We start from the raw sequence: 11,668 nt of genomic DNA on the forward strand, positions 1-11,668 counted from the left end.
GGACGATGGCAGCCGGGTTTTTGTGCAAAACACCGCTTTGCGCGTGGCCTCACTGGAGAACTCGCAGCGCATCATGAACGGTCAGCCGGTCAATCCCGACGACATTTACTTTCGCTGCCAACCCAAACTGGAAGCAACCACACCGCAGTGGGCCTGGCTGAGCGAGAGCCAGTTCATCGGTACCGGACGGCGTGCGCCCGACGGGGTGTTCCTGAGTTTTTACCGGGTGCTTTGACGGGTCAGCACCAGCCCTTCAGGTAAAGCGCGCGGGCCCATACGGGGTCGGGTCTATCCAAGGGGTCTGGCCCTGAACCATCTCGGCCAACAAACGTCCCGCCACAGGGCCCAAGGTGAAGCCTTGGTGCGCATGGCCAAAATTGAACCACAAGCCCTTGTGGCGCGGTGCAGGCCCCATCACGGGCAACATGTCGGCGGTGCACGGGCGGGCACCCAGCCAAGGGGGCTCGGGCAAGGGCTCGCCCAAGTCCACCAGTTCGCGGGCCAAGGCTTCGGCCTTGACCAATTGCACGGGGGTAGGGGGTGCATCGATGGGTGCCAATTCGGCACCCGTGGTCAAGCGCAAGCCCCGCTGCATTGGGGCCAGCACATAGCCCCGCTCCGCATCCAGCAGGGGTTGATGCACTTGGGTGGGCGAGCGGTAATGCTGGTGGTAACCGCGTTTGATGAACAAGGGAAAGCGGTAACCGAGCTTGCGCACCGCGCCATCGGCCCAAGGACCCAAAGCGAGCACGGCCTGCTCGGCTTCCAATCGGCCTGCGTGGGTTTGCACCGACCAGGCTGCGCCCTGGGCCTGCAAGCTGGCCGCATCGCCGGTCCATAAACGTCCGCCGCGCGCCACGAACAGATCGGCATAACGCTGGACCAAAGCCCCCGGGTCATTCACGGCCCAAGGGTCCAGCCAGTGCACTGCGCCTGCGAGTGGCACGCGCAAAGCGGGTTCTGCCTGCGCCAACGCCAGAGGGTTTTCAGCACGGTAGGCCACCCCAAAACGCTCGTGCAGATGCACTGCACGTTGCAGGGCTTGTTCCAGCGCTTGGGGCGTTCTGAAGACAAAACGAAAACCTTGCCGCTGCACCAAATCATCGGCAGCGGCCGCAGCCACCAACGGGCCATGTTCATCGGTGGCGTGCGCAATCAGGCGGCTATAGGCCTCGGTGGCGCGGGCGTGGCGGGAGGGGTTAGAATGGCCCCAATACGCCAGCAAGGGCCGTGCCATTTGCCACAGCCCCCGGGCATGCCAGTGGACAGCGGCGCCCCGTCCCAGGGCCGAATCAAGCAAAAAGCCGGGCTCCCGCGTCAGGGCATAAGGCTCCACCGCCTCACGCTGGATCAAGCCCGCGTTGCCCAAAGACGTTTCTTGGCCCGGCGCACGCCGGTCCACCAGCGCCACATCGAAGCCGCGTTGCTGCAAATGCAAAGCAGTGCAGGTGCCGACCATGCCAGCGCCCAAGACAAGAATGGATGAAGCCATGGGGTGTCCGATTGCGGTTGGAACATCAAAAGCTCAGTATAAAGACGACTGCCCGGCTGGCACGGTGGCCGCTGGTTCATGGGCCCACTTGAGGGTCGCGCGGCTGTGGAGGCAGCTTGCGAATGCCGTGTGACACCCAAAACCCGTGACTGACGGGATTGGATTTCGGTGCTAATGTTCACCCTCTGTAGAACAAGGCCCGCCATGAAACGCAACCCATTCACTTTTTCCATGCACGTCTGCAGTCCCCGACGTGCCCTTTTGCTGGGCAGCACTTGTTTGCTGGCCGGGGCTTTGGGCTGGCAAGCGCCTTCCGCGTTGGCGCAAGACTTCCCGCCCAAAAAGAACATCTCGATGATCGTCGGTTTTGTGGCCGGTGGCGCAGCCGACACGGGCGCACGCATCATCGCCAAGCGTCTGGGCGAAAACCTGGGCGTGTCGGTCACGGTCGAGAACAAGGCCGGCGCGGGGGGCAATATTGCGCACCAATTGACCGCCACGGGGCCAGCAGACGGCAGTGTCTTGCTGCTCGGTTCGGTCGGTCCTTTGGCCATTGCGCCACACCTGATGAAACTGCCCTACGACCCGGTGAAGGATTTGGCCCCCCTGACCATGGCCGTCAATTTCCCGAACGTGCTGGTGGTCGATCCGGGCGCAGGCATCAAGACCTTCGCCGAATTCATCGCCACCGCCCGCAAAAATCCCGGCAAATTGACCTTCGCCTCCACCGGGCCCGGGTCGGCCTCGCATTTGGCGGGAGAGTTGCTCAACGACATGGCCAAACTGGACACGGTGCATGTGCCCTACAAAGGCGGTGCCGCAGCGTTGCAAGACGTGCTGGGCGGTCGGGTGACCGGCTGGTACGCCACCCTGGCCACCGCTGCGCCGCACATCGAAGCGGGCAAATTGATCCCTCTGGCCAGCACGGGCGCACAGCGCTTGCCTTCACTGCCCAAGGTGCCCACCATCGCCGAGTCGGGGTTCCCGGGCTTCAACGCCACCAACTGGTACGCCTTTGTGGCCTCGTCCAAAGTGCCCAAACCGTTGCTGGACCGATGGAACACCGAACTGGTGAAAGTGCTGACCACTCCGGATGTGGTGGAACAACTCAACAAGCATGGCCTGACACCACTGCCGGGCACCCGTGATGAGCTGGCCCGCTACATGGCCACCGACACCGCGATGTGGGGCCGGGTCATCCGCGAGCGTAAGATCGTGCTCGATTGAACCTGGGTCGGTGTCGCCGTCAAGTACTTTATCGGCCACGTCAGCCCCGTGCCAGCCAGACTTGGCTACAATTCGAGTATATTTGTACAGAGGTTCCCCATGTCTGCTCCCAACGACCCACACACATCCGACGATCCCGTGGAAAACGTGGTCAAGCATATTCCCGTGGTCATTCCAGCCGCAGGCGCCGTGTTGATCTTCTTGTTGGCCTTCATTGCCGTGTTCATGGCCTGAGGCTTGATGCATCCGCCGGTGGGCCGTTGGCGGCCGCACCGCTCAGCCCAAAACCCGCAACAGCATGCGCTTTGCGGGTTTTATTTTGTGCGCACCGGCATGATGTGCAGCGCCCCGGGGGCGATCAGCAACTGCACCCAGCCTTCGGCTTGCACCTGCAAGCGGTCCAGCAGGCGCGTGGTCAGGTTCAAAGTGAGGGTTTGACCGGGCAAGGCCTCGGGTCTGAGCGTGCACAGGCTGATCTCGCCCAGAGACAGGACCTCCAGCAACTGGCAACGCAAGCGGGTCTGGCCAGGCTCGGCCAAGCTCAGCGCTTCACCGTCGGCCATCACATCCACCTGTTCTCCATTGAGCACCCAAGTCACGGGGGTGCCGTCGTCGATCTTGTTTTTATCGAAAACGGTCAAATCCAAGCCCTTGTCCGATGACGGCGAATCGCTCCAGCACAAGCGGCCCCAGCCCGGCCGATCTTTGAAAAAACGGCCTTCAAAGTGGTTTTGAATCCCCACCAACTCGGCCACCCGGGCGTTGCGCGGGCTGGCAAACACATGGGCGGGAGCCCCCGTTTGCAAGGTCTGGCCCGCGTCCACAATCACCACGCGGTCGGCCAAACGGCGTGCTTCTTGCAGGTCGTGCGTGACCAGGACCATGGGCACTGACACGTTTTGACGCAATGCCGCCAACTCACGGTAAAGCGTCTGGCGGGTGGGCGCGTCCACCGCAGAAAAGGGCTCGTCCAGCAACAAAACACCCGTCAAGTAGGTTTCGGTTGTCGCCAAAGAGGGGCGGGGCATGACCCGCACCAGTGCCCGCGCCAGGGCCACGCGCTGCTGCTGCCCGCCAGACAATTGCGAAGGTCTGCGCGCACTCAAAGCGCCCAAGCCCAACCGCGCCAGCAATGCCTGCACATCTGCGCCCGTCCAGTCCGGGCCTGCCGCCAGCGCCACATTGGCCAGCGCCGTCATGTGCGGAAACAGTGCGTAATGCTGAAACACCAAGCCCGCCCGACGTTGCTGCGGGCTCAGTTGCACCCCGCTTGCCGTGTCCAGCCATTGTTGGCCTGACACCCGAATGTGCCCTTGCGCATCGGCTGGCGTCCACAAACCGGCAATGGCGCGCAGCATGCTGGTTTTGCCACTGCCCGATGGACCCACCAGCGCCACCAACTCGCCAGCACCGCAGTCAAATTCAGCGGCCAGCCGAATGGGGCTGGCCGAGCGCAGTTGAACTTGCAAGCCCTGCATCAGCGCTCCTGCAGGGCGCGACCCAGGGGCCCCACCCGGTCAAACGCCAGCACCAAACTCAGCGCTAACAAAGACACGCCCACCAGCGCCAGCGCCATCACATGGGCCGACTGCAAATCCATGCCTTGCACCTTGTCGTACAGCGAGACCGACAGGGTACGGGTCTCGCCTTCGATGTTGCCGCCCACCATGAGCACCACGCCAAACTCACCCAGCGTGTGCGCCACCGTCAGCGCCATCCCGGCCAGCAAGCCGGGCCAGGCCAGCGGCAATTCAATGCGCCAAAACGTCTGCCAGGTGGACAGGCCTGAGACCCAGGCCGCCTCGCGCAGGCTGTGCGGCACCGCCGCAAAGGCCCGCTGAATCGGCTGCACCATGAAAGGCAAGTTGACCAACACGCTCACCAACAACAAGCCCTCCAGTGTGAACACCAGCCGAATGCCCGAGGCCGCCAACCCTGCGCCCAAGGCACTGCCTTGGCCAAAAGCGACCAAAAAGTAAAAACCAATCACGGTAGGCGGCAGCAACAAGGGCAACAGCAGCAAAGCCTCGACCACGGGCCGCCCGGCCCAGGCGGTCACCGCGAGCCAACGGGCCAGCGCCAAGCCCACCGGCAAGAGTGCCAAGGTGGTCAAGACGGCCAGGGTCAGCGAAACGTGAAGGGCAGACCAATCCATGGTGTGGGGTTTGTTGGCGAGAGCGTGAACGTTGAATCTGGAGCTCTGCGCACCCTGAGGGTCGCGCATCGCAAAGGCCGATTATTGCGGCAAGGCATAACCGTGTCGCACAAACACCCGTTGTGCGGGGGGGCTGAGCAAGAAACGGTGCCAATCTGCCGCAGCCGCGCTCGCGCCTTTCAGCAGCACCATGCGCTGGTGCAGGGGGGCGTGCAAGTCCTCAGGCAAGGGCAAACTGTTCAAGCTGCCTGCGATTTCAGGGGCGAGCGTCAAGGCCAAAGCCGTGATGCCCGCCTGCGCTGCGCCCGTGGCCACAAACTGGGTGGCTTGTCCGATGTTGTCGCCCAACACTTTGTTGGCAGCTGGCCAAGGGCGCACCCCCGCGCGCTGCAAAGCCTCTTCGGCGGCCACACCGTAAGGGGCCAGCGCCGGATTGGCGATGGCGAATTTGTCACCCGGCTTCATGGCACGAACCACCGCCGCCAAGCCTTGAGCCAGTGGCAGTGCTGAATTTTTAGGCACGATCAGCGCCAGTCTGCCGACGGCATAACGTTGCCCCGTGTCCACCGTCCGGCCCAATTTGGCCAATTCAGCCACCCAGGCCTCGTCGGCCGAGATGAATTGCTCCACCGGCAAGCCCTGCACAATCTGCCGCGCCAGGTTGCCTGACGCCCCCAGATTCACATCCACCTGAACCCCTGTTTGTTGCTTGTACTGGCTCGCCAAGTCAGCCAGTACAAACTTCAGATTGCTGGCCGCGGCGACTTTGACGCGAACAGGCGTCGAAGGATGGGTTTGGGCTTGGGCCGCCAATGCGGTCATGGCCGCCGTGCTCAACCCCCACCACACCGCCCACAGGGCGCCCATGCAGACCTTGCGAAACGTTTCAGAAAAATGAAACCAGCTCACGTTATGCGTTTTTTGCATAGATATAAAGGTGTTTTGGACACGAGAGACAGGCACGCAAGGGGCAGTCTCCCTAAAATCGAGACCCCGCTGGTTACCAAGCGGTTACATCGCCCATTTGCATTCAGCACACAGTATCTCAGCCCCCCAGCCGTTTTTTCAAAGCCCCTGTGCAGGGTTTTTGAAAAAACGATTTTTAAACTTGGAGCTTCCCCATGAATTCACCCGTGATGCAGGGCCTGAACCTGAACACCCCCGCGTACGTCAAAAACGCCAAACTGATCGCTTGGGTCGCCGAAATGGCCGCCTTGTGCAAGCCAGCGCATATTTATTGGTGTGACGGCTCCCAGGAAGAATACGACCGCTTGTGCGCCGAACTGGTGGCCGCGGGCACCTTCAAAAAGCTCAACCCTGCCAAGCGCGCCAACTCTTTCCTGGCTTGCTCGGACCCATCCGACGTGGCCCGCGTGGAAGACCGCACCTACATCTGCTCGGCCCAAAAAGAAGACGCCGGCCCCACCAACAACTGGATGGAACCCGCGCAGATGCGCGCCACCCTGAACCCGCTGTTTGACGGCTGCATGGCGGGCCGCACGATGTACGTGGTACCGTTTTCGATGGGTCCACTGGGCTCGCACATCAGCCACATCGGCATCGAATTGACCGACAGCGCCTACGTGGCCGTCAACCAAAAAATCATGACCCGCATGGGCAAAGCAGTGTTCGATGTGCTGGGCACCGACGGCGCGTTCGTGCCTTGCATGCACACCGTAGGCGCGCCTTTGGCCGCAGGCGAGAAAGACACCACCAGCTGGCCTTGCAACCCCAGCACCAAATACATCGTGCATTACCCCGAGACCCGCGAGATCTGGTCTTACGGTTCGGGCTATGGCGGCAACGCGCTCTTAGGCAAAAAGTGCTTTGCACTGCGCATCGCCTCCAACATGGGCAAAGACCAGGGTTGGTTGGCCGAGCACATGCTCATCTTGGGCGTGACCAACCCCCAAGGCAAGAAATACCACGTGGCAGCGGCTTTCCCCAGTGCCTGCGGCAAGACCAACTTCTCGATGTTGGTGCCCCCTGCGGCGTTTGACGGCTGGAAAGTCACCACCATTGGCGACGACATCGCTTGGGTCAAGCCCCACACCGACGGCAAGATGTACGCCATCAATCCCGAAGCCGGTTATTTCGGCGTGGCCCCCGGCACCAACATGAAGACCAACCCCAACTGCATGCTGAGCCTGCACAAGGATGTGATCTTCACCAACGTGGCCCTCACCGACGACGGCGACGTCTGGTGGGAAGGCATGGAAAAGGACAGCGGCAAGCTGCCCGACCATTTGATCGACTGGCAAGGCAAGGACTGGACGCCCCAGATTGCCAAAGAAACCGGCGCCAAAGCGGCCCACCCCAACGCCCGCTTCACCGTGGCCGCCACGAACAACCCGGCGCTGGACCCGGCTTGGGATGACGCCGCAGGTGTGCCGATCGACGCTTTCATGTTCGGTGGCCGCCGCTCGACCACCGTGCCTTTGGTCACCGAAGCGCGCAGCTGGACCGAGGGCGTGTACATGGCCGCGACCATGGGCTCTGAAACGACCGCTGCCGCCTTTGGCGCGCAAGGCGTGGTGCGCCGCGACCCCTTCGCCATGCTGCCGTTTTGCGGCTACAACATGAGCGACTACTTCCAGCATTGGCTGGACACCGGTGCCAAGGCCCAGGCCGCGGGCCACAAGTTGCCCGCCATGTACTGCGTGAACTGGTTCCGCAAGGGCGAGGACGGCGCGTTTGTCTGGCCCGGTTATGGCGACAACATGCGCGTGCTCAAGTGGATGATCGACCGTCTAGAAGGCAAAGCCGCAGGCCAGGACACCCTGTTCGGCGTGGCGCCCACTTACAGCGAAATCACCTGGACCGGCTTGGACTTCAGTGCCGAGCAGTTCCAGGCCGTCACCAGCATCGACCCAGCCGCCTGGCAAGCCGAGTTCAAGCTGCACGACACGCACTTTGCCCAGCTGAGCTACCACCTGCCCCAAGCCCTGTTGGACACCAAGGCCGCTTTGGAAGCCCGTCTGCATGCTTGAACAGGGGTGCCCGATCCCGTCGGGCAAGACCTCAGGCGCATCCTGACACGCGCACCGCCCCGACCAGCCAAAGGGGCGGTTTTTTCATGCCGGCACAATCGGTGCATCTTGTTGAACCCCACCCCCACATCCCGTGAGCGCCTGGCCTTGTCGCTGCTTTGGCTCACACCGGCCCTTTGGTCGGTGAACTACATCGTGGCCCGCACCGCGCCCGGGGTGGTGGCCCCGCACATGTTGGCGCTGGGACGTTGGGCTTTGGCGGGGCTGATCCTGGGCATCATTGCGCGCCATGAGCTGTGGCGAACTCGCCACAACACCCTGCAGATGGCCTGGCAGTACCTGGTGCTGGGCACCTTGGGCATGCTCATTTGTGGCGCTTGGGTTTACCAAGGGGCGCAAACCACCACGGCGATGAACATCGCCTTGATTTATGCCGCCTCTCCCGTGTTGATCGCCCTGGGCGCTGTGGTGTGGTTGGGCGAGCGGTTTTCTGTGCGCCAAGCGCTGGGCGTGCTGATGGCCATGTCGGGGGTCTTTCACGTCGTGGTCAAAGGGCAATGGCTGATGTTGGCCCAAGTGCAATGGGTGGTGGGTGACGGCTGGATGGTGTTGGCCATGGTCTCCTGGGCCGCCTACGCCTTGCTGCAAAAGAAATGGCCCAGCCCCTTGAGCCCCACCGCACGACTGGCGGCCATCTGCATGGGTGGGGTGCTGGTGCTTATGCCCTTTGCCCTGTGGGAGTGGCAACAGGCGGACACCCCGACTTGGAGCACGCAGGCCACGCTGTTGGTGGTCTTGGCTGGTTTGGTGCCGGGCATTGGCGCGTATTGGGCCTATGGCTTTTGCCAAAAAGTGCTCGGGGCCAGCCGGGTCGCGGCCAGTTTGTACCTGGGGCCTTTGTATGGCGGTTTGACGGCTTGGGCGGTGCTGGGTGAATCCTTGGGCTGGCACCATGTGATGGGCGCCCTGCTGATCTTGCCCGGCATTTACCTGGCTTCTCGACAAGCCCCTGCAACAACCGAGTCCTGAACCGCGGGGACGGATGCAGCCCGACACCCCAAAAAAAGCCACCCGAAGGTGGCTCTGGTCATCCGGTTGGAAGACGCTGTCAGATGTAGTACTGACGGCTGTTGACCATGCGGGCGACACGGCGGCTCATCAAGGTGGTCACATCGGTTGCCGGGGTGTCGGTGTTTTCAGCGCGGTCCATCGCGGTTTGCAGATCACGCATCATGCGGCTGTCCGTCTGGGCCATGGCCCACAGGCGCTGGTCCGCACGGCGACGGGCCACATGGGCCGACCAGGCGTCCAGTCCGGTCATCAGGTTTTGAGCCATCAGGCGGGTCACGCCGCGCAAGGCAGCGATGGCCACCACCGCCACAGCCCACAGCGCTGCCCAAGCGGCCAGCACATGCGTCTGGGCCCAAGCGTCGATCAGGATGTCGGTCGTGACAACCAAGGCGGCCACAGCGGCGGCCAGCATCCAAGTGGCCAGGGTTTTGGTCGAGGTCGAGGTCGCGGTCGTCACAAGCAGAGCGGGCGCAACGGGGCGTTGGCCCAAGACAGATTTCTCAGTGGTAGCGTTCATTTTGGATTCCCTTCAAGAGGTTTTGGTGGTTTTGGTTGTCCAAACCATCTAAAACAATGTTCTGAATCATAGGGTTTACGCTAGTGCGATTCAACTTTATATTCATGATGTCATTCATTCAAATTGGTGATACATCTACAATGTCCCTATGCGACCCCCGATTCCCGCCTCCTTCAGAACACTGGACCTGAATCTGTTGCGGGTCTTTGACGAAGTCATGGCCGAGCGCAGCCTGACCAAAGCTGCCCACAACTTGTCACTGACCCAACCGGCCGTCAGCAATGCCCTGCGCCGCCTGCGCGATGCGCTGGACGATGAGCTGGTACGCCGCCATGGCCACGGCATCGAACCCACACCCCGGGCACTGGCTTTGTGGCCCCATGTGAGGGAGGCCCTTCGTCAACTGCAAGAGGCCATCGTGCCCAGTGCTTTTGTGCCTCATGAGGCCAAAAACACGTTCATCTTGGCCATGGCCGATGCCACAGCCGCTGAGCTGATGGGCGGCCTTGCCCGTCAAATGCAAACCGAAGCCCCAGGCATTTCGGTGCGGGTGGTGCCATTGACAACGCGCGACCCGCGCAGCTTGCTCAACGAGGGCGTGGCCGACATCGCGCTGGGCTACTTTCCAGCGGTGCTGACCGATTTGACCGGTCGCGAGCAAGCGGGCGAAGCGGTGTCTTTTGAGCACCAACGCCTGTATGCGGGTGAATATGTCTGCGTGATGCGGCAAGGTCACCCCATGGCCGAGCAGCCGCTGACCCTCGATGCTTATTGTTCAGCGCGCCATTTGTTGGTGAGCTTTTCGGGTCGCCCGTATGGCTTCGTCGATGAAGCCTTGGCCACAATTGGACGCCAGCGCCGCATCGTGCTGACTGTGAACCAGTTTTTCACGGCGGGACAAGTGGTGGTCAGCTCCGACTTGCTCACTGTCTTGCCGCGCCACTTTGTGCCCACCACGGGCATGGGCGACCAACTCGTGCTGCGCGATCTCCCACTGGACGTCACGCCTGTTCATGTGGAGGCGTTGTGGCACCGCCGACAGCAACACGACAGCGCGCACCAATGGCTGCGCGGACAACTGCTGCACGTAGCGCAGGCCGCGTTTTCCTCAAAGGACTCGCCATGAACATTCAACTGCTTTCCGACCTGCACCTGGAGTCCAACCCCGCCTTCATGCCCACACCGGCCCAAGGGGCCGATGTGCTGGTGCTGGCGGGTGATATCGGCTCGTACCAAACCCACTCTGCGTTGATCACCGCAGGCGACAAGGACTTTGGCCTGCAGCGCTTTTCACCTCGGCACGGCTGGCCGACCCCGGTGCTGTTTGTGCCCGGCAACCACGAATACGACGGGCTGGACTTTGACGAGGCCCACGCCCGTTTACAAGACTGCTGCGCGCGATTGGGCATCACCTGGCTCGAGCGTGAGGTGGTGCAACTGGGCAGCGTGCGCTTTGTGGGCACCACCTTGTGGACCGACTTTGACGCGCTGGGGCCGCTGGCAGGTCAAGCGATGCCCGTGAAGGTTCCCGCACACTTTGGCCACCCCAACAGCCCCTACACGCGCCAACTCAAAGCGCGCGACAAAGCATTCCGGGCAGCCAATTTTTACCTGCGCAAAACACTGACCACACGCCACGGCGAACCTTGGCTGGCCGAAGGCCTGCGCGAGCAAGCCCTGCAATGCCAAGACTGGCTGCGCCAAACACTGAGCACCCCTTTTGACGGGCCCACCGTGGTGGTCACGCACTTTGCCCCCAGCTTGCACAGCGCCGATCCGCGATATGGGCATGTGCCGGGCACGGCGGGTTTTTGCAATGCGCTGGACCATTGGCTGCCCCATGCCCAGCTGTGGCTGCACGGCCACCTGCATTGCGCCAGCGACTACACCCACAAGGGCTGCCGCGTGGTGGCCAACCCGCTGGGGTATGCCCACAAAAACGAACAAGTGCAGTTCAAGGCGCAATGCACACTGGCCATTTGAGCGTTAGGGCACCGCCTTGACTCGGCGCGGACACCGCCTGTTGGAAAGCATTAGGTTTCTTGACCCACATCAAGGACACCCGCCAAAGTCAGCATTAAGCTGAAGCCTTGTTTTGCAACGCAAAGGAGACCGTGATGAAAATCTTATTGGCCGTCGATGGCAGCAAATACACCAAGAAAATGCTGGCCTACCTGACCACACACGAAGAGCTCTTTGGCGCGCACAACAGTTAC

General features: G+C 62.0%; 12 protein-coding genes and 1 pseudogene. 8 read left to right on the forward strand and 5 right to left on the reverse strand.

Annotated features, from left to right (window positions below):
* Positions 1 to 235 (forward strand): DUF3237 family protein (locus Q0O19_RS12035; RefSeq protein WP_295523307.1); only part of this gene is annotated, 235 nt, incomplete at its 5' end.
* An 18-nt stretch (positions 236 to 253) separates the two neighbouring features.
* Here Q0O19_RS12035 and Q0O19_RS12040 read toward each other — a convergent pair.
* Positions 254 to 1,492, reverse strand: a complete 1,239-nt coding sequence (locus tag Q0O19_RS12040; protein WP_295523309.1) for an FAD-binding oxidoreductase — start codon at positions 1,490 to 1,492, stop codon at positions 254 to 256.
* A gap of 204 nt (positions 1,493 to 1,696) precedes the next feature.
* Between Q0O19_RS12040 and Q0O19_RS12045 the strand changes: the two genes are divergently transcribed.
* Together Q0O19_RS12045 and Q0O19_RS12050 are read left to right on the forward strand one after the other, a co-directional pair.
* Positions 1,697 to 2,719, forward strand: coding sequence for a tripartite tricarboxylate transporter substrate binding protein (locus Q0O19_RS12045; protein ID WP_295523311.1), 1,023 nt, complete (start codon positions 1,697 to 1,699; stop codon positions 2,717 to 2,719).
* 99 nt (positions 2,720 to 2,818) lie between these two features.
* Positions 2,819 to 2,953, forward strand: coding sequence for a hypothetical protein (locus Q0O19_RS12050; protein ID WP_295523313.1), 135 nt, complete (start codon positions 2,819 to 2,821; stop codon positions 2,951 to 2,953).
* Positions 2,954 to 3,033: 80 nt separating this feature from the next.
* Here Q0O19_RS12050 and Q0O19_RS12055 read toward each other — a convergent pair whose 3' ends face one another.
* The 3 genes from Q0O19_RS12055 to modA form a co-directional block, all read right to left on the reverse strand.
* On the reverse strand, positions 3,034 to 4,197 hold the full coding sequence (locus tag Q0O19_RS12055; RefSeq protein ID WP_295523315.1) for an ABC transporter ATP-binding protein: 1,164 nt from the start codon (positions 4,195 to 4,197) through the stop codon (positions 3,034 to 3,036).
* Complete coding sequence (gene modB, locus Q0O19_RS12060) at positions 4,197 to 4,874, reverse strand: molybdate ABC transporter permease subunit (RefSeq protein ID WP_295523317.1); 678 nt, start codon at positions 4,872 to 4,874, stop codon at positions 4,197 to 4,199. The genes Q0O19_RS12055 and modB overlap by 1 nt, the downstream gene beginning before the upstream one ends.
* An 81-nt stretch (positions 4,875 to 4,955) precedes the next feature.
* Positions 4,956 to 5,801 (reverse strand): molybdate ABC transporter substrate-binding protein, encoded by an 846-nt coding sequence (modA, locus tag Q0O19_RS12065; RefSeq protein ID WP_295523319.1) that lies wholly within the window; start codon positions 5,799 to 5,801, stop codon positions 4,956 to 4,958.
* A gap of 194 nt (positions 5,802 to 5,995) precedes the next feature.
* Here modA and Q0O19_RS12070 point away from each other — a divergent pair, with 194 nt between their 5' ends.
* Together Q0O19_RS12070 and Q0O19_RS12075 are read left to right on the forward strand one after the other, a co-directional pair.
* On the forward strand, positions 5,996 to 7,864 hold the full coding sequence (locus Q0O19_RS12070; protein ID WP_295523321.1) for a phosphoenolpyruvate carboxykinase (GTP): 1,869 nt from the start codon (positions 5,996 to 5,998) through the stop codon (positions 7,862 to 7,864).
* A gap of 108 nt (positions 7,865 to 7,972) precedes the next feature.
* Positions 7,973 to 8,893 carry a DMT family transporter gene (locus Q0O19_RS12075; protein WP_295523322.1) on the forward strand — a complete coding sequence of 307 codons (921 nt, stop codon included), beginning with the start codon at positions 7,973 to 7,975 and terminating at the stop codon, positions 8,891 to 8,893.
* 79 nt (positions 8,894 to 8,972) lie between these two features.
* Here Q0O19_RS12075 and Q0O19_RS12080 read toward each other — a convergent pair whose 3' ends face one another.
* Positions 8,973 to 9,452 carry a hypothetical protein gene (locus Q0O19_RS12080; RefSeq protein WP_295523324.1) on the reverse strand — a complete coding sequence of 160 codons (480 nt, stop codon included), beginning with the start codon at positions 9,450 to 9,452 and terminating at the stop codon, positions 8,973 to 8,975.
* Positions 9,453 to 9,600: 148 nt separating this feature from the next.
* On the opposite strand from Q0O19_RS12080, the gene Q0O19_RS12085 reads away from it, so the two are divergent.
* The 3 genes and pseudogenes from Q0O19_RS12085 to Q0O19_RS12095 all read left to right on the forward strand — a co-directional run.
* Positions 9,601 to 10,578, forward strand: a complete 978-nt coding sequence (locus Q0O19_RS12085; protein WP_295523326.1) for a LysR family transcriptional regulator — start codon at positions 9,601 to 9,603, stop codon at positions 10,576 to 10,578.
* Positions 10,575 to 11,435 (forward strand): metallophosphoesterase, encoded by an 861-nt coding sequence (locus tag Q0O19_RS12090; protein WP_295523328.1) that lies wholly within the window; start codon positions 10,575 to 10,577, stop codon positions 11,433 to 11,435. Before Q0O19_RS12085 ends, Q0O19_RS12090 begins: the two co-directional genes overlap by 4 nt.
* 134 nt (positions 11,436 to 11,569) lie before the next feature.
* Positions 11,570 to 11,668, forward strand: a pseudogene (locus tag Q0O19_RS12095) (universal stress protein); the annotation flags it as partial.

Origin of the sequence: Limnohabitans sp. Rim8 (genome assembly GCF_945869175.1) — a bacterium.
GTDB lineage: Bacteria > Pseudomonadota > Gammaproteobacteria > Burkholderiales > Burkholderiaceae_C > Limnohabitans_A.

What these genes read in the sequence shown, in the direction of transcription:
- Q0O19_RS12070 (WP_295523321.1), top strand. Translation starts at nt 5,996, where the DNA reads ATGAATTCACCCGTGATGCAGGGCCTGAACCTGAACACCCCCGCGTAC.
- Q0O19_RS12050 (WP_295523313.1), top strand. Translation starts at nt 2,819, where the DNA reads ATGTCTGCTCCCAACGACCCACACACATCCGACGATCCCGTGGAAAAC.
- Q0O19_RS12085 (WP_295523326.1), top strand. Translation starts at nt 9,601, where the DNA reads ATGCGACCCCCGATTCCCGCCTCCTTCAGAACACTGGACCTGAATCTG.
- Q0O19_RS12040 (WP_295523309.1), bottom strand. Translation starts at nt 1,492, where the DNA reads ATGGCTTCATCCATTCTTGTCTTGGGCGCTGGCATGGTCGGCACCTGC.
- Q0O19_RS12055 (WP_295523315.1), bottom strand. Translation starts at nt 4,197, where the DNA reads ATGCAGGGCTTGCAAGTTCAACTGCGCTCGGCCAGCCCCATTCGGCTG.
- modB (WP_295523317.1), bottom strand. Translation starts at nt 4,874, where the DNA reads ATGGATTGGTCTGCCCTTCACGTTTCGCTGACCCTGGCCGTCTTGACC.
- Q0O19_RS12090 (WP_295523328.1), top strand. Translation starts at nt 10,575, where the DNA reads ATGAACATTCAACTGCTTTCCGACCTGCACCTGGAGTCCAACCCCGCC.
- Q0O19_RS12045 (WP_295523311.1), top strand. Translation starts at nt 1,697, where the DNA reads ATGAAACGCAACCCATTCACTTTTTCCATGCACGTCTGCAGTCCCCGA.
- Q0O19_RS12080 (WP_295523324.1), bottom strand. Translation starts at nt 9,452, where the DNA reads ATGAACGCTACCACTGAGAAATCTGTCTTGGGCCAACGCCCCGTTGCG.
- modA (WP_295523319.1), bottom strand. Translation starts at nt 5,801, where the DNA reads ATGCAAAAAACGCATAACGTGAGCTGGTTTCATTTTTCTGAAACGTTT.